This window comes from Streptomyces sp. SS7, from assembly GCF_037993025.1.
Taxonomy (GTDB): domain Bacteria; phylum Actinomycetota; class Actinomycetes; order Streptomycetales; family Streptomycetaceae; genus Streptomyces.
Map to the genome: position 1 here is coordinate 6134601 of NZ_CP141223.1, position 25701 is coordinate 6160301.

At 71.0% G+C, this 25701-nt stretch carries 25 protein-coding genes; 15 read left to right on the top strand and 10 right to left on the bottom strand.

What is annotated here, in order from left to right:
- Nucleotides 1-10 precede the first annotated feature (10 nt).
- From U5640_RS28380 to U5640_RS28390, 3 genes are read left to right on the top strand one after another with little or no spacing between them, the layout of a single operon-like run.
- Nucleotides 11-2128: a helix-turn-helix transcriptional regulator gene (locus U5640_RS28380; protein WP_340378732.1), complete on the top strand. Its 2118-nt coding sequence runs from the start codon at nt 11-13 to the stop codon at nt 2126-2128.
- On the top strand, nt 2125-3111 hold the full coding sequence (locus U5640_RS28385) for a hypothetical protein (RefSeq protein WP_340378734.1): 987 nt from the start codon (nt 2125-2127) through the stop codon (nt 3109-3111). Before U5640_RS28380 ends, U5640_RS28385 begins: the two co-directional genes overlap by 4 nt.
- Before the next feature lie 2 nt (nt 3112-3113).
- The gene (locus U5640_RS28390; protein ID WP_340378736.1) at nt 3114-3986 is read left to right on the top strand and encodes a DUF6339 family protein; all 873 of its coding nucleotides are present in this window, start codon (nt 3114-3116) and stop codon (nt 3984-3986) included.
- Between the two features lie 2 nt (nt 3987-3988).
- Here the strand turns inward: U5640_RS28390 and U5640_RS28395 are convergent, their stop codons facing one another.
- From U5640_RS28395 to U5640_RS28420, 6 genes are all read right to left on the bottom strand, one after another.
- Nucleotides 3989-5146, bottom strand: coding sequence for a DNA cytosine methyltransferase (locus U5640_RS28395; protein WP_340378738.1), 1158 nt, complete (start codon nt 5144-5146; stop codon nt 3989-3991).
- Between the two features lie 74 nt (nt 5147-5220).
- Nucleotides 5221-6210 carry a DNA cytosine methyltransferase gene (locus tag U5640_RS28400; protein WP_340378740.1) on the bottom strand — a complete coding sequence of 330 codons (990 nt, stop codon included), beginning with the start codon at nt 6208-6210 and terminating at the stop codon, nt 5221-5223.
- A gap of 102 nt (nt 6211-6312) precedes the next feature.
- Complete coding sequence (locus U5640_RS28405) at nt 6313-6696, bottom strand: very short patch repair endonuclease (protein ID WP_340378742.1); 384 nt, start codon at nt 6694-6696, stop codon at nt 6313-6315.
- 303 nt (nt 6697-6999) lie between these two features.
- Complete coding sequence (locus U5640_RS28410) at nt 7000-8037, bottom strand: questin oxidase family protein (RefSeq protein ID WP_340378744.1); 1038 nt, start codon at nt 8035-8037, stop codon at nt 7000-7002.
- A 153-nt stretch (nt 8038-8190) separates the two neighbouring features.
- Complete coding sequence (locus U5640_RS28415; protein WP_340378746.1) at nt 8191-9216, bottom strand: hypothetical protein; 1026 nt, start codon at nt 9214-9216, stop codon at nt 8191-8193.
- Between the two features lie 145 nt (nt 9217-9361).
- Nucleotides 9362-10837 carry a beta-1,6-galactanase gene (locus tag U5640_RS28420; RefSeq protein WP_340378748.1) on the bottom strand — a complete coding sequence of 492 codons (1476 nt, stop codon included), beginning with the start codon at nt 10835-10837 and terminating at the stop codon, nt 9362-9364.
- A 212-nt stretch (nt 10838-11049) separates the two neighbouring features.
- Here U5640_RS28420 and U5640_RS28425 point away from each other — a divergent pair, with 212 nt between their 5' ends.
- From U5640_RS28425 to U5640_RS28440, 4 genes are all read left to right on the top strand, one after another.
- Nucleotides 11050-11880, top strand: a complete 831-nt coding sequence (locus U5640_RS28425) for a class E sortase (protein ID WP_340378750.1) — start codon at nt 11050-11052, stop codon at nt 11878-11880.
- 102 nt (nt 11881-11982) lie between these two features.
- Nucleotides 11983-12825, top strand: coding sequence for a L,D-transpeptidase family protein (locus U5640_RS28430; protein WP_340378752.1), 843 nt, complete (start codon nt 11983-11985; stop codon nt 12823-12825).
- A 273-nt stretch (nt 12826-13098) separates the two neighbouring features.
- Nucleotides 13099-13794 (top strand): response regulator transcription factor, encoded by a 696-nt coding sequence (locus U5640_RS28435; RefSeq protein ID WP_340378754.1) that lies wholly within the window; start codon nt 13099-13101, stop codon nt 13792-13794.
- A complete protein-coding gene (locus tag U5640_RS28440) occupies nt 13791-15848 on the top strand; it encodes an ATP-binding protein (RefSeq protein ID WP_340378756.1) in 2058 nt (685 codons plus the stop codon). Before U5640_RS28435 ends, U5640_RS28440 begins: the two co-directional genes overlap by 4 nt.
- Before the next feature lie 146 nt (nt 15849-15994).
- On the opposite strand, the gene U5640_RS28445 is transcribed toward U5640_RS28440, so the two are convergent.
- Together U5640_RS28445 and U5640_RS28450 are read right to left on the bottom strand one after the other, a co-directional pair.
- Nucleotides 15995-16378 (bottom strand): GntR family transcriptional regulator, encoded by a 384-nt coding sequence (locus tag U5640_RS28445; RefSeq protein WP_340378758.1) that lies wholly within the window; start codon nt 16376-16378, stop codon nt 15995-15997.
- On the bottom strand, nt 16371-17129 hold the full coding sequence (locus U5640_RS28450) for a hypothetical protein (RefSeq protein WP_340378760.1): 759 nt from the start codon (nt 17127-17129) through the stop codon (nt 16371-16373). The genes U5640_RS28445 and U5640_RS28450 overlap by 8 nt, the downstream gene beginning before the upstream one ends.
- Nucleotides 17130-17314: 185 nt before the next feature.
- On the opposite strand from U5640_RS28450, the gene U5640_RS28455 reads away from it, so the two are divergent.
- From U5640_RS28455 to U5640_RS28465, 3 genes are all read left to right on the top strand, one after another.
- A complete protein-coding gene (locus U5640_RS28455) occupies nt 17315-17626 on the top strand; it encodes a DUF6412 domain-containing protein (protein WP_340378762.1) in 312 nt (103 codons plus the stop codon).
- Nucleotides 17627-17722: 96 nt separating this feature from the next.
- The gene (yidC, locus tag U5640_RS28460) at nt 17723-18424 is read left to right on the top strand and encodes a membrane protein insertase YidC (protein ID WP_340378764.1); all 702 of its coding nucleotides are present in this window, start codon (nt 17723-17725) and stop codon (nt 18422-18424) included.
- 100 nt (nt 18425-18524) lie between these two features.
- Nucleotides 18525-19382 (top strand): fumarylacetoacetate hydrolase family protein, encoded by an 858-nt coding sequence (locus U5640_RS28465; RefSeq protein ID WP_340378766.1) that lies wholly within the window; start codon nt 18525-18527, stop codon nt 19380-19382.
- A 210-nt stretch (nt 19383-19592) separates the two neighbouring features.
- Here U5640_RS28465 and U5640_RS28470 read toward each other — a convergent pair whose 3' ends face one another.
- Entirely contained in the window at nt 19593-20099 is a 507-nt protein-coding gene (locus U5640_RS28470; RefSeq protein ID WP_340378768.1) for a heme-degrading domain-containing protein, read from the bottom strand.
- Nucleotides 20096-21181, bottom strand: a complete 1086-nt coding sequence (locus U5640_RS28475) for a Gfo/Idh/MocA family oxidoreductase (RefSeq protein ID WP_340378770.1) — start codon at nt 21179-21181, stop codon at nt 20096-20098. The genes U5640_RS28470 and U5640_RS28475 overlap by 4 nt, the downstream gene beginning before the upstream one ends.
- 55 nt (nt 21182-21236) lie before the next feature.
- On the opposite strand from U5640_RS28475, the gene U5640_RS28480 reads away from it, so the two are divergent.
- From U5640_RS28480 to U5640_RS28500, 5 genes are all read left to right on the top strand, one after another.
- Nucleotides 21237-22343 (top strand): ROK family transcriptional regulator, encoded by a 1107-nt coding sequence (locus U5640_RS28480; RefSeq protein WP_340378772.1) that lies wholly within the window; start codon nt 21237-21239, stop codon nt 22341-22343.
- Between the two features lie 158 nt (nt 22344-22501).
- Nucleotides 22502-23413, top strand: a complete 912-nt coding sequence (locus U5640_RS28485) for a hypothetical protein (protein WP_340378774.1) — start codon at nt 22502-22504, stop codon at nt 23411-23413.
- Between the two features lie 105 nt (nt 23414-23518).
- Complete coding sequence (locus U5640_RS28490; protein ID WP_340378776.1) at nt 23519-24298, top strand: HAD-IIA family hydrolase; 780 nt, start codon at nt 23519-23521, stop codon at nt 24296-24298.
- Nucleotides 24299-24416: 118 nt separating this feature from the next.
- Complete coding sequence (locus U5640_RS28495; protein WP_340378778.1) at nt 24417-25019, top strand: hypothetical protein; 603 nt, start codon at nt 24417-24419, stop codon at nt 25017-25019.
- 3 nt (nt 25020-25022) lie between these two features.
- The gene (locus U5640_RS28500) at nt 25023-25679 is read left to right on the top strand and encodes a class F sortase (protein WP_340378780.1); all 657 of its coding nucleotides are present in this window, start codon (nt 25023-25025) and stop codon (nt 25677-25679) included.
- Nucleotides 25680-25701 lie beyond the last annotated feature (22 nt).

Sequence of the window (25701 nt, forward strand, 5' to 3'; positions counted from 1 at the left end):
GGAGCCGTACATGGTCAGTGGAGAGGACTTCGGTCCGTGGCTTGCTCGGCAGCTGCGCCGGGCCAACATGAATCAAGCGGATCTCGCGGAGCGGGTGGGCTTGACCCGAGCTGCTGTCTCGGCCTGGATCACAGGGCGAGCCACCCCCCGCGAAGAGACCATGCGGGCCATCGCCGCCGTGTTCGACGTGGACTACGTGAGTGTGCACACGCGCACGACCGACGTGGTGAGCAGTCGCCCTGTTACCTGGTACCACCGCCCTGCCTACGCCGACGGAGGAAGGGACTTCGGGAACGCTGCCACCTTCGCCTTCGAGGCCGACGTGGAAGTCCTGGCCCGCGAAGCCACGCAGAACAGCCTGGACGAGCGACTCGACCGGACGAAGCCCGTACGCGTCCGCTATACCCTGCACGAGCTGACGGGAGAGTCACTCGCCCGATTCCGTGAGGCCATCGCGTGGGACGACCTCTTCCCTCACTACGAGGCGGCTGCTGCGCAGGAGCAAAAGGTGGGGCGAGTCATCGCCGAAGGCCTGCGCGACATGTACGAGCGTGATCGCCTCGTTCTGTTGAGGGTCGACGACTACAACGCCTCGGGCCTCACCGGTGACGACTATGAGGACGGCCGGTTCGCCGCCGTCATGCGGCGGCAGCTCGACAGTCGGAAGTCCGACGCTAGCGCTGGTGGCTCGTACGGCCTGGGCAAGGCCACCCTCTGGGCTACCAGCCGGCTCGGCATGGTCCTCGTCAACTCCACCCTCTCCGAACAACATGAGGGGCGGACGGAGCGCCGCCTCATCGGGCGCCTCGAACTGCCGTGGCGCGTCGTGGACGGTGAGCCTTGGGCCGGGCCTGCCTGGCTCGGTGAGCCCGACACGTCACCCGACAACGAGGGTGTGGCTCGTTCCTGGTGGGCGGACGAGGAGACGGTGGCGAGGCTGCACCTCACCCGGGAGAGCTCTGATCCGGGCACGTCCTTCCTGATCGTTGGTGCCCACGATGTGGCGAGCCTGGTCGCCGACTCGCTCAACGGCGAGGACACCGCCGAAGAGGAAGAGACGGTGCAGTCGATGCACGAGCGCCTCGTGGAGGCGCTCGGCCGGAACTTCTGGGCCGCGATGACGGCGGGCAGGGACAAGGCGCCTCTCCTGGAGGCATCGGTGAGAACCCTGCGCAACGGACACGTGGTCATCGACGAGGAACGTGTCGAGCCGCAGCGTGTGCAGCCGTCCCGCACGCGCGCGCTCAGGGCGTACCTGGATGGGGAGACCGTCGATCGTCTGACCGAAACCGGGCAGGTCGCCCAATTGCGTGTGCCGCTGAAGGTGCCACCCTTGCGCGGCCAGGGCGTAGCGGTCGAGCACCAGGCGGTACTGCTGATCACCTCGGCCGAGGACCTGGATGGCAAGCCGAACCAGATCGTCGGCATGCGCGGCAACCGCATGGTGATCAGGTCGGCCCGGGTCCCGGACCTGCCCTTGGGCACGAACCCCTTCCAAGCAGTACTGCTTGCCGGCCACGCGGCGGGAGACGGATCCGATCACGCGGACAGAGCGGAGGCGTTTCTCCGGGCCTCGGAACCCCCCGAGCACAACAAGTGGGGCCAGACCGACGAGCTGCGTGCCCTGTACTCGGCTACCGCGCATCGAAGGATCAGTGAGTTCACACGAGCCGCCAATACGGTGGTGCGAGACCTTGTGGGACGTTCCCGACAGAGGAACCAGGGGGGTTCTAAGGTATTGCGCGACCTCCTGGGGCTCGACGCAGGACCGGCACCTTCGGCTGCTCGCGGAGGGAAAGTGCCGACGATTCGTGGGCTGGACGCGGAACTCGACGCGTCGGGTGCGTGGCGAGTAAGGGCGGAAGTCAAACTGCCGGTCGGCCAGGATCCTTGGCTTTTGGTGGCTGTTGCGAAGTTCGATGTTCGTTCCGGCGGACGGCCCTCCGTCGGATGGGCAGAAGTCGTCCCGGGGCAGAACTGCGAACTGGTCGAGGGCAAATTGCGTTTCAAGGCGGGTGCCCGCACTGCCTCCTTCAGCGCGGTTACCGACGTGTCCACACATCCTGTCAGGGCCGAACTGGCCGGCTTGATCGTCGAGCTCCAGAAGACGAGGGAGGTTTCGCAGTGAAGATCTATCCGTACCGGCGGCTGACCGGCGAGATCTCCTTCAAGGTGACGGGTGTTCGCCAGGAACTCGAAGGTCGCTACCAGCACGACCTGGACACGCGGAGTTTCTCCACGCAGGAGCGTGTCGTAGCACTGCACCAGGTGGATCGGGACGACTGGGAGAGCGTCCGGCTCACGATTTCTGCTGCACTACCGGTCAAGGAGCTCGCCGACGGTCCGTGGACCGACCTTTCGGTCGTCGCGGTTCTGACGGAGAAGGCGACCAATTCGCGGACGACGGTCCGGCTCACGCAGGAGGGCTGTGGCGCAGAAGCAAACTGGCACGGACATTTGCGATTCTGGCGGTCGGCATACCGCAGCCAGGCCGAGCTGACGATCGTGGCCGTGGCCACGGTGGATGGCGTATCGGGACGGATGATCGGCGAATCCGAGGAGTCGTGGGTTGTCGACCTCACGGCCATGACCCCCACGCGTCAGCGCGAGATGGTGGTCAACGAGGTCGACTTCACCGTGGGGCCGGAGTGGCTGCGTCCCTTCAAGGACGCGCCCTGGATCGTCGAGACCTCGGGTGACCTTCCCACCGTGCATCTGAACACGGGGTTCGAAGGGGTCTCGGAGCTGATCAATTCCACGGGCAGCCCTTTGGAGCGAGCCGTCCGCGACATGCTCGCGGCGCAGATCGCCTCCGACGTCTGGACAGCGGTCTTCCACTCCCTCGTCAGTGACTTGGAAACGGACGAACGTGGTGAGCCGATATGGCCCGGAGGCTGGCGGGACGGCGTACTGCAGGGCATGCTCGCCGTGATCCTCCCCGACCACTCCGAAGTCGACGCCTTGCGAGAGATCCATGTTCGCCGCTCGGAGTCGGCAGCCTGGAACGAGCTTCAGCCGCGCATCAACTACGCGGCGGGCCGCCGTGCGAAAGTAGCCAGGAATCTGGGTACGGCGATTCGAACCCTCGATGTGTCCCAGCGGGAGAGCTGAGCATGATGGAAAAGCCCGAACACCTGCCCGAGCGATTGGCGCTGCTCTCCGACATCAATGCGGCGAAGTACTTGAGCACGGGAGTGCTTTCCGGGCAGGAGTCACCGCCGTTCATCGCGCTGCAAAAGGTCACCGAGCCGTTTGACGACCTTCAGGTGCGGTCGGAGGTCGTTCCGGTTCGGGACCTCATCGACGACGTGATGCACCTTCATCGTCACGACACTCCCACGAAGGCGGATGCCTGGCTTGCTCCCCGGTTGCACGCCGCGCTGCGTCTGACGCGGCGAGAAGCGGCCGACAGCAGGTTGTGGAACTTCCTCGCGCTTGCGGTGGCTCCCGATTACGTAGCCTGGCGCCACCTACCGGCCAAGGGCAAGGACGAACTTCCCCCCATGGTCGCCGCGAGCCGCTTTCGGGGGGCTCACTACACGCAGGCTTTCTCCCGTCTGTGGTGGGCCGCCGAGTTGTTCAGGGACGGTAGCGACTACGAGCCCGTTCAGGTGGCCTGTGGAAACCAGGATGTCCTCAACACGGTTCTCCGCCTCGATGTGATCGACCATCGGCCCACAGCCCAGGCGTTGATACGGATGGTGGCACGCAAGAAGGTCCAGACCGGACGTGAAGTGAACGCCTTGGCGAGGGCGGTCAACGCATCGGCAAGCACTCTGATGTACGACGTGCTTGCCGAGGACGACGGTGTGGACGGCAGCCTTTTGGAGGAGTGGATCCGCGCGGCCGAATCGGCACCCCCCGTGCCGCGCAAGTTCCTTCCGAAAGGGCCCGAAGACGGCTCCGTTCCCTCGGATGCGATCGACACCCTCGTCGTTCGCTTCGAAGAGCTCTTCGACCAGTACGCAGCAGTCAGGGGTTCATAACCCTATGAGCCCGTCGGCTCTGTGTCACCGTCATGCCCGGGCGTCGGTGGCTTCCACGAAGCGAGCCGGTCCAACGCCTCCTTCGAGGGGCTCCCCAGTCCCAGGGCCGCACTGATGATGTGCATGCCGAGACGCGGTGGCACAGCGTTGCCGATCTGCTGAGAGACGTCCTTGCCGCTCCACGGGTACGTTGCTGGAAACGTCTGCAGACGACCGGCTTCGTAGACGGAGAAACGGTCGTCCTGCCCGTCGGGCCCGACGACCCGATTCCTGGAGACCTTTCCGGTGACGGTCGCCGAAGGCTGATCCGAGCGGCGCTGCCCGCGGGCCTTGGGATCACCTCCGGTGCCGTAATTGGAGATCACGGTGAAGGGGGCGCGGCGTTTCGGGAGCGCCTCGCCCATGCTCACCCACTTCTTGGGCATGGAGTCGATGAAGGCGAATCCCTCGTCGTCCTTCCTGCCGTTCTCTCCGCGATAGCGCTGGTGGGTCGGCTTGGGTAGTCTCAGCGGGTGATGACTGTGCAGGTTGCTGTCTCCGTTACGGCGCCGCGCGACAAGGACGGCCCGCCTGCGTGTTTGGGGCACACCGAATTCCTCGGTGTGCAGGACCCCGTAATCGGTTTCGTATTCGTCGCTGAGCGCCTTGGCGTAGGCCTCCCATACCGGGAGAACCGCCGGGACCTGTTCCAGCACAATGGCGTGGTAGGGGGTCAGGGCGGGGTTGTCAATTGCTTCCAGGGCCCAGTGGAGAGGCTGCAGAATCAGGCCGGTGCGCTCGTCCTTGAGTTCGGCCAGATCCGCCTCGATGTTGGACCATTTGTCGCGATCCACGAGGCGCTGGACGAACTTCAATACGAGGTCCAGCGCGCGACGCCCAGCGCCGGTGCCGGCGACGGTGAACGTCTGACAGGGAGGTCCCCCCGCCAAGACGTTGGCTCCTTCGAATTCGGGGTCGGTCGGCTTAACCGCGCGGACGTCCGTATGCACGGTGTTCAGTCCTGCCCGTGTCCGAGTGGCGACCGCGCCGGCGTCCCACTCGACGCCGATACTCCCCACCCCAAGCGCTTCGGCTGCCATGTCCAACCCGCCCGGACCTGCGAAGAGGTCCACCAAGCTGAAAAGTGCAGGCTGAGGCGACTGAGGCTGTACGGGGGTCATGGCACCGAAGTGTAGCCGGCGTGAGTGATGGTCTGGGTCAGACCCAGGATGTGGGAACCGGTAGCACGGCGTGATCAACCCCGAAGGGCCTCGGCGATCGCCTGGCCCAGAGCCTCACCGACAGGGGGTGGTGAGGCGTGCCCGATCTGCCGGGCTTGGCGGGTCTTCTTGCCCGCGAAGGTCCAGTCGTTCGGGAATGACTGCAGGATTGCTGTCTGTTCCACAGTCAGCTTCTTGAGGGGCGAGCCGGACGTGTCCGACTCTTGGATGCCGTCCGGGTCCGGGACCTCGTCGCTCAGTGCCCCCCCATTGATGCCCATCTGGGCCCAGATCTTCTTGCTCCCCGTCAGGCCGAGGTCGGCGCCGCCTCGATTGTCGGACCCGCCGACGAGGGTCGGGGGGACCCGGTTCGCCTGTGCCGCCCACTCCGCTGCGCCTACCCAACCGCGGGCCGAAATCGACGGCAGCAGAGCCTCGCCCGCTGTTATGTGGCGGGTGACGGTGGGCGCCGGAGGGTGGAAACGGTCGAAGAAGCGACTCTTGAGTGCGACGAGTACACCTTGCTTCCGGTCCTGCGGAACGCCGAAGTCGGCAGCATTGATGACAAACCAGTGGAATTTGTAGTCGAGGTGTACGAGCTCACGCTGAATCAAGTCGCGGACCTCTTCGAATTCCGGCGCTGTGACGAGCCCTGGCACATTCTCGATCAGCAGGGCATTGGGCTGAACAACATGGGCGGCCAAGAGGACAGTCGCCTTCAGTAGGTGCAGCTCCAGGCCGGTTTCCACTCGCTTTGTGGTCGCCGACGATTTTACGCGAGGCAACCCGGCGGACAGCAGGTCGACCTCGAAGGCGTCCGGATCGTAGGGATCCGGGTTCTCGATTGGGTCGAATTCCAGGAGGTCCATCTCGGCGACGTTCCAGTGCGGCCGATTCTTGCGCAGCGTTTCGCAGGCGACCGGATTGTTGTCCAGAAGGAGAACCGGGTCGAATCCAGCCCGTTCCAGGCCTAGCGCGAGGCCCCCCGCGCCGGAACACACGTCGACCGATGTCAGTCTCCTCATGGAGTCTCCCCGCCCCGATGGATCAACGAATATGCCAAGACGATAAGCCTGATCGTCTGCAGTGTCGATGACAGACGCATGTGAATCGGCCACATCGCCTGATCATGTCTTGCCAGACCCCCGCAGAGCGATGGATTTCACCTCTTCCGCCACCATCACCGGAACGTCGTGCTCCCAATAGCGAAGGACCGTCCATCCTTCCGCCTGCAAGTGCTCGGTGGTCTCCCGATCTCGAGCCATATTCTTGTCCAGCTTAGCCCGCCACCACTCTGCGTTTGCCTTGGGCTGGGTCGCGTGCTGCGGGCAACCATGCCAGAAGCAGCCATCCATGAAGATGGCGATTTTGGCCTTCGTGAATGCGATGTCGATCGTGCGGCGAGGCATGCCCGGCACTGGAACATTCACCCGGTAGCGAAGACCTGCCGCATGGAGCAGGCGCCGGACCGCGACCTCCGGGGCCGTATCTCGGGAGCCCTGACGGCTCATGCGGGCGGAGACGGATGGGGAGGATGGGACAGCACCAGACACGCAAGCATTCTGCCGGCGGGTTCGATGTGTTGCCCAAGCCTTGTTCCGAATGCTCCGCCCCAGCTCCGGACTCGTCCCTTCTATCGCGGCCCCGCGCCCTCTGACCGCCCCTGGTCGCGGCACCCTCAGCCGGACGCGTTCCCTCGTTCCTTCCACAGTTGCCGATCCCGACCGCCGCCGTCGTACGTAGTCACCATGACCTGCTTGCTACCCCCGAAAGGAAATGTGGCGAGCGGGCGCAGGAGACGGTGAACGGTGGCCTCAGAGCTCGTCGATCAGTTCTGCCGCGCGGATCACCGACGCGAGCACGTCCGGGTCGCCCGTGCGGTGGTGTATGTCGACGCAGGTGTCGGCGAGCTTGATGACGTGTTCGTCCTGGTGGTGGACGGCGAGGGTGAACACCTCGTCCGCCGATTCGGGGGCGGAGGGGAGGTGGTCCGGAGGCGCGGGTGTGGTGGGGGTGTAGGCCGCGGTCACGGCCGCGCTCGCCGCCCAGGCCGCGTGCAGGCTCATGACCCATTGGGCGCGGGGGAGCGCGGGCAGGGTGCGCAGGACGGCCATGGGTGCGGTCACGGCGTGCACCAGCATGACGGGGCTGCCGTGCGCGTTCGGGAGGTAGCGCACGCCGGCGGCGGCCGTCAGGTCGGCCAGCAGGTGCCGGGCCTGCTCGGCGTCGGCGGCGGGTGTCAGGGCGGCCAGCGCTGTGGGCCAGCCAGTCAGGTCGGTGAGGTGGTCGAGCCGGTGGTTGATGCCCGCGCTCTGGTCGGGCACGCGGGGAACGGCGGCGAGGGCGGACGCCGGGTCGGCGGTCCCGGACGGGGGAGTGAACGCGACGGGCTGCCAGCGCGCCGCCCAGTAGCCGAGCGCCTGGCCCAGCTCGGCCAGGCGTGGTGCGTCCTCGTGGTCCAGCAGGGCGTGGACGGCGTGGCCGGTACGGATCACCCCGTGGGTGGCGCCGGCCGCGATGCCGGGCAGGAGCCGCGGCCACCACGTTTCCAGCACCGTGCGCCAGGGCTGTTCGATCACCTCACGTTCGAAGAACACGATCCAGTCACCGAGGCGGTGTGGGTCCCCGAGTGCCGTGCGCCATCCGTCGGCGGTGATGGGCGCGGTGCCGCGTGGCCGGTCGTCCAGTCGGCGCATGTAGAGGTCCAGCCAGCGGTGGACCTGGCGCGCGTGTCCGCGTCGGACCATGGACTCCACCGCCATGGGGCCGTGGTTGGTCAACCAGCCCTCGAACTCCGGTCCCGTCCGATGCAGCCGTTCATAAGCCTCGTCGAGCGTGCCGTCGATGTTCATGTCACCCGACGCTAGCCGCCCGCCGCCGAGCCCCCATCGGGCCAGGGACCGAGATGCGTCCCTGCGCCGGACTTAGGACCGGCGCGGGGCCGACCCGGCGCCCGCGGCCCCCACGCTCGAACGAACCGCGCAGGGGCACCCTCGTACCTGGCCTCAGCCCGCCACCCCGTGGCACCCCTCGTACGCCGACCCCGCCCCACACCAACAATCCGCCCCCCGCTGCGGAGGCCAAGCCACAGCCCGCCCCCGCGCCGCCAAAGTCGTCGCGTACTGGGGCAACAGATCACCGTCCCCCGGCGTAGCGCCCTCCGATGCCGCGAAGGCCTCGTAGGAGGGGACCGTGCCCGTCACGATGCCCAGGTTCGGGGTGCCGGAGGCCGCCAGTTCTCGGAGGGACGCCTCTATCGTCGCCAGGTGTTCCTCGTGCGAGGTGTACTCCGCGGAGAGGGACGGATACGCGGACACCAGCTCCGTCAGTTCCGCCGCCGGCCAGTGCAGGACCGCCACCGGGAACGGGCGGGAGAGGGCCTCGCGGTAGGTGCCGAGTTCGGCTCGGAGGCGGGAGATCTCCGCCTCCAGTTCCGCCGGGTTGTCCGAGCCGAGGGACCAGACGCGCTTGGGGTCGTGGAGTTCGTCCAGGGAGACCGGGGAGGAGTGGAGCGTGTCGGCCAGCGCGTCCCACTCGTCGTGCGCGGCGCCCAGCATGCGCCGTACGCGGTGGCGGCCGAACAGCAGGGCGTGCGTCGCGTACGGGGGCTCCGGTACGTCGGTCAGCAGGACCCGGGCCCCCTCCGTGAACGCCGCCTCCGCCGCCTCCAGCTCGTCGTGGGACTCCAGGGCCTCCGCGACGATCACCCAGGGGGCCGCGTCGCGCGGGGCGGCCGCGCGGATGCCCTCGATGATCGCGCGGGCCTCGGCCTCGTGGCCGTACTCCCAGAGGTTGGAGGCCTTGAGGGCGCGGACCAGATGGGGGTTGTCCAGGTCGTCGCCGCCGTCCGCGGAGGACAGCAGGCGGTCGTAGAGCGTGCTCGCGGCGGGGCGGTCGCCGGAGAGTTCCAGGTGGGCCGCGGCCTGGAGCAGCAGCGGCTCGGCGTCCTCGGGGTACAGGCCGGCGGTCCGCTCCAGGCGGGCCGCTTCGGCGGTGTGGTCGACGTTTTCGGCGGGCGTGTCGGGGCGCATGCACGACACCGTACTGCCCGCCGGTGACAAAGGTCAGGTACCTGGTGGGGCATCTCCGGCCAGGACCCGGCCAGGACCGGGCCAGGACCCGGCCAGGAGCCGACAGGAACCTGGCCAGGGCCCGGAGCGGGTGCCGAGGAGCGGCTCAGATGGTCACGTTGTCCACCTGGAGCGTCTGCACCGACTTCGCCGGGAAGGACAGTGCCACCGACTTGCCGCTGAGGTAGGTGTCCGAGCGGGCCGTGTAGAGGTCACCGCCGCCCGACGTCAGGGTGGACCAGCGCGGGACCAGGCCGCCGGTGCCGCCGGAGACCGTCGTGAAGCGGGAGAGGTCGAAGGTCAGGGTCTGGGCGGAGGTCGAGGTGTTCAGGGCGACGACGACCAGGCGCTTCGCCGTCGCGTCGTAGCCCGCCACCGCATTGCTGACGCCCGTGTCGAGGATCTTCATGCCGGGGCGGATGTGCCGGCTGAACTGGGCCATCACGTAGTACTTCGTCTCGACCGCGCCGGCCTGGAGCGTGCTCGCGTCGTACTTGATCACGCCCCAGCCCGCCGTCGGGTCCATGACCTGCCAGTAGACCCACGCCGTCGGGTGCAGCCAGCGGAAGTCGTAGAGGAGGTTGAAGGCCATGGTGTAGCCGGTGCCGTCGCTGTCGCCGGTCTCGGAGTTCCACAGGGCCTTGCCCGCGGTGGTGACGACGTCCGTGTAGAGGAGGTCGCGGCGGCCGCCCGAGCCCTGGTAGCCGTGGACGTTGACCCGGTTGACGTAGCCCTTCGTGGTCGAGGAGAAGGAGTTCCAGGTGGTGCGGGCCAGGTCGTAGCTCGTCTCGTCGCTCGCGGAGATCTTCAGCGACGTCAGGCCGCGCTTGTCCAGCTCACTGCGCATGTACGGCAGTACGGCCGCCTGCACGGTCGCGTCCATGTGGCAGCCCTCCTGCGTGCCGGTCGCCGTCCACCAGGAGGACGAGGGCTCGTTGAAGGGGTCGACCGTCGCGAAGTTCACGCCCCAGTTGTTCTTGGCGTAGAGGGCCACCGCGGCCAGGTGCGAGGCGTGCTGGCGGTAGTTCCAGGACTGGAGGTTGTTGCCGCCGCCGGAGGCGCCGGACGGGTTGTGGTTCAGACACATCCACCACATGGGGGAGTTGGCGAAGAGCTCGGTGGTCGCCCCGCGGGAGACCGCCTTCTGGAGCATCGCGCGCTGAGTCGCGTCCGCCGTCCAGTCCCAGGCCGAGGACGTGGGGTCCTCGTTGTTCCAGTCCTGCCAGTAGCCCTCGATCTGCTTGAAGGCGGGGATGTTGGCGGAGGCCACCATCGACTCGCCGCTCACCGTGTTCCAGCTGCACGCGCCGAGGTTGTACCGGGCGATGTTCAGGCCGAGGCCGGGCAGGCTCGTGCCGTTGTAGGTCACCGACTTGGTGGTGAAGAAGGCGTCGGCGAAGTCGTCCCGGGCGCCGAAGACGTTGGCCCACCAGGCGAGGGAGGTGCCCCAGCCCTCCCAGGTGCCGTAGGACGTCGACGGGTTGACGGCGATGGTCGCGTCGGCGTGGGCGGTGCCCGAGGCCAATGCGCTGCCGAAGAGCGCGCCGCCGGTGGCGGCCAGCAGTGTCCTGCGTCGGATCATGGCTACTCCGCTCCGAGTTGTGGCCGGTCCCGTGCGGCCGAAACGAAGCATCGGGTGCGGCGCGTGGGGTTGTCGAGAGTTTGGACAGCCCTTTCTCCAACCTGTGGACGAAGGGGTGGCCGGGTATCCCCGCGGGGGTTCGAGGGGGCGAACGCGCAGGTCGTGCGCGCAAGGCTCTGGAGAGCTCGTCCGTACGGCCTTATGGTGCCCCGATGGTGCGCAGCGTGCGGATCCCCCTCGTGCAGCACAGCTCCCTGCGTCGGCGTGCCCGGTACCGGCGGGTGCTCTGGACCGGCGCCGAACTCCTTGTCACCGCTGGGGTGTTGGTCCTCCTTCTCGTCGCCCATCAGCTGTGGTGGACCAACCGGGAGGCGCGGGAGGGCGCCGAACGGAAGGTGGAGGCGCTGGAGCGGGAGTGGGGCGGCGACCGCGGGCAGGACGCCTCGGGCGGCGGCGGGGGCGGGCCGTCCGGTGGCTCCGCCACGGACTCGTCCGGCTCCGGTGGGACGGGTCGTACGACCGGCCGTGCGACCATCGGTACGACGTCCGGTACGACGTCCGGCTCGGGCGGCGGTACGAATCCCCGCGCCTCCCGGGCCTACGCCGTCCTGCGCATCCCCCGCCTCGGCCTCCGGGTCCCCGTCGCCGAGGGCACCGACAAGCGGAAGGTGCTCAACAAGGGGTACGTCGGCCACTACGCCCACACCCAACAGCCCGGCCGGGCCGGCAACTTCGCGGTCGCGGGGCACCGCAACACCCACGGCGAACCCTTCCGGCACCTCGACCGCCTCAGGAAGGGCGACAGGGTGGAGGTGGAGACGCGTGACGCGACCTACACCTACACCGTCGACAAGATCCTGCCGCGGACCTCACCCCGTGACTCGGGCGTCGTCCGGCCCGTGCCCCGCTCCCTGACCGAACCCGCCTACGGCTACACCCTCCCCGGCCACTACCTCACGCTCACCACCTGCACGCCCGAGTACACCTCGCGCTACCGGCTGGTGGTGTGGGGGAAGCTCGTCGCGTCGCGGCCCCGCGCGTAGGACCCGTACACGGAACAGGCACGAGAAACGGAACAGGCACGAGAAACGGAACAGGCACGAGAAGCTGACGAGTTCCTCATAGGTGGCGGTCAGGGTCGAAGCATGATCAGACCTCTCCGCCACCTTGCGTCGCGACCGGCGGCGCTGAGCGTGCCGGCCGCCGCCCTGGCCGCGTCACTCCTGCTCGCCGGCTGCGGCGGCGGCACGGCGGCCGCTCCCGGACACGGGTCGGCCACCTCGCGGGACCCGTCGACCGCCCCCACCCGGAGCGGAACGTCGTCCCTTCCCGAGGTGTCCCTGAGAAACACCCCGCAGAACCTGCCGCGGAAACCGCCGCAGGAAGTGCCGCAGGAACTGCCGCAGGAACTCCCCGGCCTCGGGCCGACGACCCTGGCCGAGGTGCCGTCCGGGACCCGGCAGGCCGTCGTCGTGACGGGCCGCGACAAGGACTCGTCGCTGTCCACCGTGGTGCTGTACGAGCGCACCGAGGACGGCTGGCGCGCCGGGGAGAGCTGGGCCGCGCACAACGCCCGCGACGGCTGGAGCGACCACCACCTGGCCGGTGACCTGCGCTCACCCATCGGCGTCTTCGGGCTCACGGACGCCGGCGGGCTGCTCCCCGACCCCGGGTCCCGGCTGCCGTACCACCGCTCCGGCGCCTTCACCGTGTCCGGGACGGGCTTCGAGGGGGAGCCGCTGGCGGGCTCGTTCGACTACGTGGTCGCCATCGACTACAACCGCGAGCCGGGCACCTCGCCCCTGGACTGGACCCGGCCGATGGGCGCGCGCCGCGGCGGCGGTATATGGGTGCACGTCGACCACGGCGGCCCCACGCACGGCTGCGTCAGTGTGAGCGAGGACCATATGAAGGAGCTGCTGCGCGCCCTCGACCCCGACCTGCACCCCGTGATCGTCATGGGGGACGCCGACTCGCTGAGCCGCTGACGAGCCCACGCGGGCCGGGCGCGGCACAGGGATGTCAGGAAGCCGTGAGCGTGTGGGAAGCCTCTCCCACCACCCTGTCAACCTTCCGGTCCGCCTAGGGGGTGTTTCGAAAGTCCCGCACAGCACCCACGGCGCCCGGCACGCCCTCTCGCCGCACCGGCCGAAACCCCAAGTACGTCCAGTACGAGGGCTTTCGTCCGGCACGCCGAGAGCACGCACCGGACACCGCGGGCACCGCACGGGACTTTCGAAACACCCCCTAGCATCGGCCGCGTGTGCGCTTATGTGCTGGTGGCCGAGGACGACGAGAAACAGGCCGAACTGATACGCCTCTCCCTCCTCAAGGAGGGGCATACCGCCACCGTCGTCCACGACGGCGGGGCCGCGCTCGAAGCGGCCCGCCGGCACCGGCCCGACCTCGTCGTCCTCGATCTGATGCTGCCCGTCGTCGACGGGTACGGGGTGTGCCGCGAGCTGCGCCGCGACGACGACATCCCCGTGCTCATGCTCACCGCCCGCTCCACCGAGGACGACGTGCTGCTCGGCCTGGAGATCGGCGCGGACGACTACATGACCAAGCCCTACAGCCCGCGCGAGCTGATGGCCCGGATCCGCACGGTCCTGCGGCGCAGCGAGCGCACCGCGGGCCGCGGCGAGGATTCCGTCGTACGGGCCGGGGGCATCGCCATCGACCTGCTGCGCCACGAAGTGCGCTGCGACGGTGTGCTCGTCGAGGTGACCCCGGCCGAGTACGAGATCCTCCTCGCCATGGTCTCCGAGCCCGAACGGGTCTTCTCCCGAAGGCAGTTGCTGCACTGCACCCGGGGCATCGACCGGTCCTCCACCGAGCGGGCGATCGACGTGCACATCATGAACCTGCGCAAGAAGACCGAGCGGGACCCGCGCAGACCGGTCCGGCTGCTGACCGTCTTCGGCGTCGGCTACAAACTCAGCGGCGACCGCGCGTGACCCGGGGCGTCCCGCTGCACAAGCGGCTCCTCGTACGCCTGCTGATCACCTCGGTCCTCATCGCCCTGTGCTCCGTAGCGGCGACCGCCTGGCTGGCCGTGCAGACCACCACCCGCGCCCTGCGCGAGGAACAGGGACAGGTCCTCGCCGACGACATGGACGTCCTGCGGCGCCTGAGCGGGTACGCCGCCACCCACGCCGACTGGAGCGGGGTCGACGCCACCGTGCGCGCCCTGTCCGCGAAGACGGGCCGGCGTATCGCCCTGACCACCGTGGACCGTTCGGTCATCGTCGACTCCGCCGCGGACGGCACCTCGCTGCCGCCCCGGGCGTCGGCGACGGTCGACCCCCTGCACACCGACACCTTCACGGACCCGGGCGCGCAGAGCAGCGGCATCGACCCACGGGCCGTCGGGCCGTTCCTGCTGACGCCCGCCGAACGCGCCGGGTTGCGCGCCACCGTCGGGAAGCAGCAGCGGTGCCTGTCCCGCGTCGGCCTGCGGACCACGCTCGTGGAGACGCCCACCGGGCGTTCGCTGCTCGTCGACGACGACGGGGAGACGGTCAGCGGCTACGACCGGGAACAGTGCGTCGGCGAAGGCGTCTACGCGCAGACCCGCACGGAGAAGAAGGCCCTGGACGCGTTGGTCGAGGGCGCTCGGCTCTGTCTGACGCGACACCAGGTGACCGACGCGGACCGCCTCTACATCACGCTCGGCCTCTGGGACCGGACGCCGCGGCCCCGCATCATCTTCGAGGGGTCCCCGGTCCCGGAGGACAGCGCCGTCGTGCGCGCGGCGCAGAGCTGCGTGGACAGCGCGCGCCGCGCCCAGCTCGACCCGTACGTCGCCCCGGCGGCCGAGCTGTTCCTCGGTACCGGGGACACCGTCGCCCCGCGCTTCGACATGTCACCGGCCAACAAGGCCAAGGTCGTCGGGGCCGCCGGTCTCGTCCTCGCCCTCACCGTGGTGGTGACCGCGGTGGTCGCCACCCGGCTCGTCCGACCGCTGCGCGCGCTGACCAGGGCGGCCCAGCAGCCGCCCGAGCTGCACCTGCGCGTCCCCGTCACCACGCGCGACGAAACCGGCGTCCTGGCCGAGGCGTTCAACGACCTCGCCGACCGCCGGGAGCGTCTGGAGACCCAGCGCAAGGCGCTGATCAGCGACATCGCCCATGAGCTGCGCACCCCGCTCACCAACATCCGCGGCTGGCTGGAGGTCACCCGGGACGGCACGGTCGACCCGGAACCGGCTCTGCTCGACTCCTTGCACGAGGAGGCGCTGCTGCTCCAGCGCGTCATCGACGACCTGCAGGATCTGGCGTCCGCCGACGCGGGCACCCTCCGTCTGCATCCCGAGTCCGTGCGCACCGACGAGCTGCTCGCCCAGGTCGCCGCCGCCCACCGGGTCGCGGCGGACGGGGCCCGCGTCACGCTGCTGACGAAGGGCGACGACGTCCTGTGGCTGCACGCCGACCCGGTCCGGATGCGGCAGGCGCTCGGCAACCTGGTCTCCAACGCGATCCGCCACACCCCGGAGGGCGGCACGATCACCCTCACCGTGCGCCGCGAGCCGGCGAGCGACGCGCCGTCCGACCGGGTGGGTCACGACGGCCGGCTCGGCCATGACGGGCGGGCGGGCCATGACGGGCGGGCGGGCAAGGAACGGCAGGTCGGCAAGGCCGGGAGGGAAGGGCGGGCGGGCAGGGAAGGGCAGGAACGACGGGCCGGCAAGGAAGGGCGCGCCGGAAATGAACGGCGGGTCGGCAAGGCAGGGCAGGAACGGCGGGCCGGCAAGGTAGGGCAGGAAGGGCGGCCCGAGCGGGTCGTCCTCGAGGTCGCCGACACCGGCAGCGGCATCGCCCCCGAGGATCTCCCGCACGTCTTCGACCGGTTCTGGCGCGCGGAGAAGTCCCGCAGCCGCCGCACCGGAGGCAGCGGGCTCGGCCTCTCCATCGTGCGCCAGCTCGTCGCCGCCCACGGCGGAACGGTCGAGGCGGCCAGTGAACCCGGCGTGGGTTCGGTGTTCTCCCTGAGCCTTCCCGCCCGGCCGTGACCAGCCGGTGGACCCCACCTCCCCGCACGAGGGGACAGCCGTGGTCGTCTCCTCGCGCGGCAGGCCGCACGCCTTCCGGTTCGCCTCGCAGCGGCGGCGACCAGGTGCCGCCCCGGGGCGAACCGAAGTCCCACCGCGCCGGCCGTTCATCCTTCCCTCCCCAGCACCTCCCGCACCGCCGCGAGGATCGCCTCCGGGCCCGCGCCGAGGGCCCGGGCGGCCGCGGTGAAGTCGCGGGTGAGGGCGGCGAGTCGGGCCGGGTCGAAGCGGACCGGCCCGGTGGGCAGGGCCGCGACGCGGGTGCCGGCGCCGCGTCGGGTGCGGATCAGTTCGGCGGCCTCCAGTTCGCGGTAGGCGCGGGCGACGGTGCCGGGCGCGAGGCCCAGGTCGGCGGCGAGCTGGCGGACGGTCGGCAGGCGTTCGCCCTCGGTCAGCCGGCCGGTGAGGATCAGCGTGGCGAGCTGCGCGCGGATCTGCTCGTACGGCGGGACCTGGCTGGTCGTGTCGACCCGGACGGCGGCCTCACTCATCGTCGACGGCCCGCGGGACCACGATGGTGAACACGGACCAGCCGAGGGCGAACAGGCTCAGCAGGCCCAGCGGGTAGATCACCAGGGCGGTGACGTTGCCGAGCATTCCGGCGCACTGCGAGTAGAACAGCACCCTGCCGATCATGCCCAGGACCAGCAGCAGCTGGCTGGAGACGAGCAGGCCCCAGGCCGCGGTGATCGCCCAACTGCGGTCGTGGCGCTGCCGGTTCTCGCCCGGGCGGTGGGCGATGCGGCGCAGGGCCCAGGCGCAGGCGGCGGTGCCGAGGGTGACGGAGACCAGGACCGGGGTGGCGTAGTGGAGGCCGGGCCAGGGGGTGAGCCGGCGGGTCAGGCCCACGGCGCAGGTGACGGCGAGCGCCCGGCCGCTGTGGCCCGCGCGGTCGGCGTCGGCCGCGGCGATCCCGATCGTCAGCAGCAGGACGAGGAACGCCGACTGCAGGAGGAGCAGCCGGGCCATCCGCGGTGGTACGTGGTCGCGGACCCGGCGCGGGGAGAGGGCCGCCCTGCGGACCCGGTCCTGCGGGGCGGGAGTGAGGGAGTCGCCGAGCAGGACGCCGCCCACGGCGCACAGTCCGAAGGCGGTGACGGCCGCCACGAACGGCATGGCCATGTCGTCGCTGTCCATCGTGGCCAGCCCCTGGGCGACCGCCGCCCCGAGCGCGAGCCCCGCCCAGCGGGCGCAGAGGTCGGCCCGGGCCAGGAGTCTCTCGGGCGTGACGGTGTCGATCATGTCGTCCCCCGGTGGCATGCTTGTATCAAGTGGTGAGTACAAGATGCCGGGGGTGGCCTCTTGTGTCAAACCCTTGATACAAGTCGGCCCGGTGCCGCCAACGCCCCCGGTGTGGAACCCTGGTACCGGTCCGGACGTCCTCAGGGGAGACGGACTGGAGGGACGGACGAGAGGGGAGGAGGCACGTGATCCGCAAGCGGCTCACCGCGCGTTCCGCGCCGCTGCTCCTCTTCCTCGTGCTCGACGTCCTGCTCCTCGACACCGGCAGCCTCTCGGCCGCCGTCGCGCTCGCCGCGACCGCCGCCGCCTCCTCCGCGCTCGCGGTCTGCGCCCTGCTCGCCTCCCGCAGCGCGCCCGCCGTACCGCCCACCCGGGTGCGCACGGCCATCAGGGACCGCGCCCGGCGCACGGCCTTCCTGCCGCAACGCGACCCGGACGCCTCCGGCCGGCCCCGCCCGCGAGCCCCCGGCCGCGCCCTCACGGCGACCGCCGCGTAGGGCACGTCCGGCTTCTCCCCGTGACCCCGCGCGGGTCGTCATGCCGCCCCTTTCCACAGTTCCGGCACGACGAGACCCCCGGAGGGCTCCTCACCCATGTCCGTTTTCGCCACCCTGGTCGAGCACCTCGCCGACCTGCTCCAGCCGCTGTTCGGCGCGTCCGCGGCGGCCGCCGCGATCGTCCTGTTCACGGCGGCCGTACGACTCCTCGTCCACCCCCTGTCCCGGGCGGCGGCCCGCGGCCAGAAGGCCCGGGCGGCGCTCCAGCCGAGGATCGCCGAACTGCGCAGGAAGCACGCGCGCCACCCCGAGAAGCTCCAGCGGGCGGTGCTCGACCTGCACGCCGAGGAGAAGGTGTCGCCGCTGTCCGGGCTGCTGCCCAGCCTCTGCCAGGTGCCCGCCTTCTTCCTGCTCTACCACCTCTTCTCCAGCACCTCGATCGGCGGCGAGGCCAACGCCCTGCTCGGCCACCGGCTCCTCGCCGCGCCCCTCGGCGACCGCTGGGCGGACGCGCTGGGCGGCGACGGTCCGTTCGGGCCGGCCGGGCTGGTCTACCTGGCGCTCTTCGCCGTCGTCGCGGCCGTCGCCACGGTCAACTTCCTGCGGGCCAGGCGGGTCCCGCTGCCCGAGACCGGCACCGGCCAGGACGTGCCCGGCGTCGGCGCGATCACCAAGGTCATGCCGTTCCTGTCCTTCTTCACCCTGGTCACCGTGGCGGTGGTCCCGCTCGCCGCGGCGCTCTACGTCATCACCAGCACCACGTGGAGCGCGGTCGAGCGGGCCGCGCTCTACCGGTGACCGCGGTGACGGTCCAGTACGTGAACCGGGTATTGCGGAGTGCACGCGCAGCTTGGAGTATCGGCCAGACATCGGATGGCTGTACGCGGAGATGGTGATCATGAAGCTGCTGAGAGTCGGTACGGCGGGCGCGGAGCGTCCCGCGCTGCTCGATGCCGACGCAACCCTGCGGGACCTGTCGGGTGTCGTGGACGACATCGACGGCGCGCTGCTCGCCGACGCCGCCGCGCTCGGCCGGATCCGCGCGGCCGCCGAGGCCGGCGAGCTGCCCGCGCTCGACGCGACCGGGCTGCGGATCGGGCCGCCGCTGGCCCGGATCGGCAAGATCGTGTGCATCGGGCTGAACTACCACGACCACGCCCGGGAGACCGGCTCCGAGCCGCCGGCCGAGCCCGTGGTCTTCTTCAAGGCGGCGGACACGGTCGTCGGGCCGTACGACACCGTGCTCGTCCCGCGCGGGTCGGTGAAGACCGACTGGGAGGTGGAGCTGGCGGTCGTCATCGGGCGCACGGCCCGCTACCTGGAGTCGGCCGAGGAGGGGCTCGCGCACGTCGCCGGGTACGCCGTGGCGCACGACGTGTCCGAGCGGGAGTTCCAGATCGAGCGCGGCGGGACCTGGGACAAGGGGAAGAACTGCGAGACGTTCAACCCCCTGGGCCCGTGGCTGGTGACCGCCGACGAGGTCGGCGATCCGCAGGCCCTGTCGCTGCGGCTGTGGGTCAACGGGGAGCTGAAGCAGGACGGCACCACGGCCGAGCAGATCTTCCCCGTGGGGGAGGTCGTGCGGTACGTCAGCCGGTTCATGACGCTCTATCCGGGGGACGTGATCAACACGGGGACGCCGGCGGGGGTGGCGCTGGGCGCGCCCGAGCCGAAGCCGTTCCTGAGGGCCGGGGACGTCGTGGAGCTGGAGATCTCAGGGCTGGGCAGGCAGCGGCAGGAGTTCAAGGACGCGTGAGCGCTCCGCTTGGGGGGCGGGGAAGTGCGGTGGTGTGTCGGAGCGGGCCCGATGTGGCTTGTCGCGCAGTTCCCCGCGCCCCTGAAGAACGCGCAGTTCCCCGCGCCCCCAAGAAGCGCGCGGTGCCCAGCGCCCCTGAAAGAATGCGCAGTTCCCCGCGTCCCCGGAAAAGAATGCGCAGTTCCCCGCGCCCCTTGAAGGCAGGTCCTTCTACAGGTACTTCTCCAGGAATCGTTCCAGGGCCTCGACCACGAACCGGTGGTCCTCCAGTTGGGGCAGGCCCGAGACCGTCACCGCGCCCACCACGCCCACCCCGTCCACGGTGATCGGGAAGGAGCCGCCGTGGGCCGCGTAGGTGTCCTGGTCGAGGCGGGAGGACTCCTCGAACGTCGTGCCCCGCGCGCGGAAGCGGGCGCCGACCAGGTAGGAGGACGCGCCGTAGCGTTCCACCACGCGGCGCTTGCGGGCGATCCAGGCGTCGTTGTCCGGGGTGGCGCCGGCCAGGGCCGCGTGGAAGAGCTGCTGGCCGGAGCGGTGGATGTCGACCGCCACCGGGGCCTCGCGCTCGCGGGCCATCTCCACCAGGAGCGAGCCGAGCGCCCAGGCGTCCTCGTGGGTGAACTGGCGGAAGACCAGCCGTCGTTCCTGAGCCTGGAGCTCCTCCAGGCTCGGGGTGATCTCCGGGGTGAACTTCGGGGTCAGCTCGTGGGTGCTCATGACAGCGTCACCGCCACTCCGTCTCGTGCCGAACGGCGGGCCGCCTCCAGGACGTCGAGGGCGGCGGCCGCCTCGGCGGCGGTCACCGGGTTCGGGCCGCCGTCGATCAGTGCCTTGGCCACCGCAGCGTAGTAGGCGGGGTAGTTCCCGGGGAGGGTCCGTACGGGTCGTCCGCCGCCGGTCAGGGGGGACTCCCCGGCGCCGACGCGGCCCCACAGCTCCTCGGGTTCCTCGCCCCAGCCGGGCCCGGGGCGTCCGCCCTCGCGCAGCGCCGCCTCCTGCGGGTCCAGGCCGTACTTCACATAGCCCGCCGTCGAGCCCAGCAACCGCAGGCGCGGACCGAGCTGGGGGGTGGTCGCCGAGACGTAGAGGTGGGAGCGGACCCCGCTGCGGTGCGTCAGCGCGACGAAGGTGTCGTCGTCGGCCTCCGCTCCGGGGCGGCGGACGTCCGCCTCGGCGTACACGGAGGCGGCGGGGCCGAACAGGGTCAGCGCCTGGTCGACGACATGGCTGCCGAGGTCGTACAGCAGACCTCCGATCTCTGAGGGGTCGCCGGACTCCCGCCAGCCGCCCTTCGGCTGCGGCCGCCACCGTTCGAAGCGCGACTCGAACCGTCGTACGTCGCCCAGCTCGCCGTCGGCCAGCAGGGCGCGCAGGGTCAGGAAGTCGTTGTCCCAGCGGCGGTTCTGGAAGACGGAGAGGAACAGGCCCCGCTCGTCGGCGAGGGCGGCCAGCGCGCGCGCCTCGGCGGCGGTGCCGGCGACCGGCTTGTCCACGACGACGGCGAGGCCCGCCTCCAGCGCGGCCGTGGCCAGCGGGACGTGGGTGCGGTTCGGGGACGCGACGACGACCAGGTCCAGCTCGTCGGCGCGGGCGAGGAGGTCCTCGGCGGTGGCGGCGAGCCGCACGTCCGGGAACTCGGCGCGGGCCCGGTCCTGCCGCTCGGGGTGCGAGGTGACCACCGTGTCCAGGGTCAGGCCCTCCGTGGCGGCGATCAGCGGGGCGTGGAAGACCGAGCCTGCGAGGCCGTAGCCGATCAGGCCCACGCGCACCGGGGTCTCGCCAGTCTTGCGTCCAGTCATGCGCCCACTTTCGCAACGCTGTTGCCAAAGTGCAAGCAGGGGGGAGAATGGAGGAGTGAACGGGACGAACGGAACCGGGCGCACGACCGGCGTGAACCTGCCGGACCTGCGCAACCACAACGCCGCGCTGGTGCTGGACCTGCTGCGGGCGGCGGGCCGCGACGGCATCAGCAGGCTGGAGCTGGCCGACCGCACCGGGCTCACCCCCCAGGCCGTCAGCAAGATCACCGGGCGGCTGCGGGAGGAGGGATTCGCGGCGGAAGCGGGCCAGCGCGCCTCGACCGGCGGTAAACCGCGCACCCTGCTGCGCCTGGTCCCGGACGCCGGGCACGCCGTCGGCGTCCATCTGGACCGCGACGAGCTGCGGGCGGTGCTGACCGACCTCGACGGGAGCGTGGTGGGGGAGCGGCTGGTACCGCTGGACCTGGGCGCGGGCGCCGAGGCGGTGCTGGAGACCGTGGTGCGGGAGGCCGGGGAACTGGGGCGCGGCGCGACGGGCTCGCTGCTCGGGGTCGGGATCGCGCTGCCCGGCCCGCTCGACCATGTCCACGGCGTGCTGCACCGCGTCACCGGCTTCGCGGAGTGGGACGGCTTCCCCCTGCGCGACGCCCTTGCCGATCGCCTCGGGGTGCCGGTCGTCGTCGACAAGGACACCAACGCCGCCGCCCTCGGACTCGCCGTCGGCGGCGAACGCGGCTCCTTCGCCTACCTCCATCTCGGTACGGGGCTGGGGGCCGGGCTGGTGATCGGCGGGACCGTGCACCGGGGCGCGCGCACCGGGGCCGGCGAGTTCGGCCACCAGGTGATCCAGATGGACGGGCTGCACTGCTGGTGCGGCAACCGGGGCTGCGTCGAGGCGCTGTGCCTCGCGGCGATCGGCAAGGGGGACGTGAGCGAGGCCGCCCGGGTGCTCGGCGAGGGGGCCGCCAACCTCGTCGGACTGCTCGACATCGACCTGGTCCTGCTGGGCGGCCGTACCGTCACGGCGACACCGGGGCCCTTCGTCCGCGGGGTCACCTCGGTGCTCGCCGACCGCGCCCGCCGCGAGGGCCTGCCCGAGGGCGCCGTGCCCGTACGGCTCGCCCCGGGCGGGGACCGGGTGGTCGCCGCCGGCGCGGCCCAGCTCCTGCTGGCGCCCGTGTTCGGCAGGGGCGACGGCTGACGGCGGGGATCGGAGACGCGCCCCCCGACGGCTCCACGGCCCCGCCGCCCCACGGCTCCACGGCCCCACGGCTCCACCGGAGGGGTGAAAAACCCGACCATCGCACAGTCATACGGCCGTGTCGGTGCCCCCTGCCCGCTCTCGCCCGGCAGGCTCACATGACCATGCGAGTGCCCACGCCCGACGCCCTCCGCCGTGCCGCGACCGCAGCCGCCGCAGCCGCCGCGACCGCCGCCCTGCTCGCCGTGCCCGCGCACGCAGAGGACGGCGCGCCCTGCGCCGGTCCCGACGCCACCGCGTTCCCCCTCACCACCCGGCTGCACGGCGGCCCGGACTCCTACCGGGCGGGCGGCGGCTACGGCACCTGGTACCTCGACCTCACCAACACCACCGACCGCGCCTGCGCGGGGGTCCACCCGGTCGTCGTCCTCGTCGACTCCGGGCGCGCCCTGCGGCCCGGCCAACCGCACCTGGACTTCTACGTCGACGGCCGGCCGCATCCGGTCCGCTTCGAGACGACCGACGAGGACGAGCTGGTCGGCGTCTTCACCGACGGGCCCGACGGGGAGCCCGGCGCCTTCCCCGGCTTCACGGTCGCCCCCCGCGAGACCCTCACCGTCCAGGTGCGGCTCGCGCTCACCTCGGACACCGCGGCCGACGACATCACCGCCAACGCGGCGCTCGTCCAGCGGCACGGCGACGACGGCGACTGGATCGGACAGTCGAACGACTACCGGTTCGCCGTCGAGGGCGAGCCCCGGACGAGCGCCGCGCCCGAGGCCCCCGCGAGCGAGGCACCCCTCGCGAGCGGCGCCGCGACCACGCCCGGGACCACCCCCGCCACTCCCCCCTCCCCTTCCGCCTCCCCCTCCCCTTCCGCCTCCACCTCCACCTCCACCTCCACCTCCACCTCCTCCCCCTCGCCCCGCTCCACCGGCACCCCCTCCCTCGCCGACGAGGCCGCCGAACTCGCCCGCAGCGGCCTCGGCTCGGTCTCCGCCCTCCTCGCCGCCACCGCCTGCTTCGTCGCCGCCGGCATCGCTCTCCTGCTGGCCCGCCGCCGCAACTGAGCCGCTCCGGTCCCAGTCCTCGGACGCTCCGATTCCGGGCATTCCCTCAAGATCGGGCGGTGATTAGGCTGGGGCCGCACCCGCGTACGGCAGGAGATCCCGCACATGGCAGACCGCAAGCCCATCGAGTCGTGGCTCACCGACATGGACGGTGTGCTCATCCACGAGGGCGTTCCGATCCCCGGAGCCGACGCCTTCCTGAAGAAGCTGCGCGAGTCCGGCAGGCCGTTCCTGGTGCTGACGAACAACTCGATCTACACCCCGCGCGACCTGCACGCCCGCCTGCGGCGCATGGGTCTGGACGTGCCCATCGACAACATCTGGACCTCGGCCCTCGCCACCGCCCAGTTCCTGGGCGACCAGCGGCCGGGCGGCACGGCGTACGTCATCGGCGAGGCCGGCCTCACCACCGCCCTGCACGACATCGGCTACATCCTCACCGACCACGAGCCCGACTACGTCGTCCTCGGCGAGACCCGGACCTACTCCTTCGAGGCCATGACCAAGGCGGTCCGGCTGATCAACGACGGCGCCCGGTTCATCTGCACCAACCCGGACGAGACCGGCCCCTCCACCGAGGGCCCCCTCCCGGCCACCGGGGCCGTCGCCGCGCTGATCACCAAGGCGACCGGCAAGCAGCCGTACTTCGCCGGCAAGCCGAACCCGCTGATGATGCGCACCGGCCTCAACGCGATCGGCGCACACTCCGAGACCAGCGCGATGATCGGCGACCGCATGGACACCGACGTGCTGGCCGGCATGGAGGCCGGGATGCAGACCTTCCTGGTGCTCACCGGCCTGACCCGCCCCGAGCAGGTGGAGAACTTCCCGTACCGCCCCTCGAAGGTCGTCGACTCCATCGCGGACCTCGTCGACCGGATCTGAGACGCCGGATCCGAAACCCGGCCGGCCCCACAACCCACCCGTACGGAGCAATGAGACCCCGCCAGAGGATGCGCGCGGGGTCTCGGCGGGGGAGTCTCCAGAGAGCTGGAGGTTCACGATGAGTCCACTGAAAGTCACGCTCTGTGCGGGTGCCGCGGCCGCCGCCGCGGTGCTCCTTCCCACGGTCCACGCCTTCGCCGAGGACGGCGGCGGCAAGGGCGGCAGCGTCTCCGTGACGCCCGAGACCCCGACGCCCGGCGCCGAGGTCGTCCTGAGGGTCAGCGGCTGCGGCGGGAAGACCGCCACCGCGGCCTCGACGGCCTTCGTCGCCGACGCCCGCCTCGTCGGCACGGGCGGCACCCTCGTCGGCGAGACCCGGGTCCGCTCCTCGATCACGGCCGGCACCTACGACGTGCGGATCACGTGCGTCGACTTCCAGGTCAAGGGCCGCATCACGGTCGTGGCGCAGGACCGCGGGCCGTCGCAGCCGCCCGCGCAGCCGACGGTCCCCGGCGACACCCCCGCCTCTCCGATCGCCCCCGTGCACGCGGGCGGCGGCGGCACCGCGCCGCTCGCTTCCGCCGACGAGGCGCGGGTGGAGGGCCCCGGTACGGCGCAGACCGTCACCGGGCTGGTGCTGGCGGGCGTGGCCGCGGCCGTGGTGGCGTACCGGGGCACCCGGGCCACCCGCGCCGCCCGCCGGGGCCGCGGGACGGGCTGAGCGATGGCCGACCCCGAACGCTCCTCCGGTCGCGTGGTCACCGGAGTGGCCTGGGCGGTGCTGCTGCTCGGGCTGTGGCTGTGGGGGCGCGAGGTGACCGACGTACGGCCGGGGGCGTCCGCGCCGACCACGGGCGACGTGGCCGCCGTGGGCCGCCCGGCCGACGCCGAGCTGCCGCCCGCCGCCGCGCCGCTCACGTCCGCGCTGCCGCAGCGCATCGACATCCCCGAACTGGGCGTGCAGGCCCCGGTCGTCGCGCGGGGCCTGGACGCCGCGGGCGGGATCGACCCGCCGCCGTTCGACCAGGCGGGGGTCGTCGGCTGGTACGCGGCCGGTGCGAAACCCGGCGCCCGGGGCACCGCGCTGATGGTCGGGCACGTCGACACCGAGACCCGCCCCGCCGTCTTCTACAAGCTCAGCACCATGCGGGCGGGCGAGACGATCCGGGTGGTCCGCGACGACGGCAGGGTCGCCGAGTTCACCGTGGACCAGGTCGAGGTCGTCCAGCGCGCCGACTTCGACGCCCAGGAGGCCTACGGCACCCGGCAGGCGGACCGCGCCGAACTCCGTCTGATCACCTGCGGCGGCACCTTCGACCGGGTGAGCCGCAGCTACACGGCGAACGTGATCGTGTCGGCGTACCTGACCGGCCGCGCCTGACCGCCCGAGGGGGATGCGGATG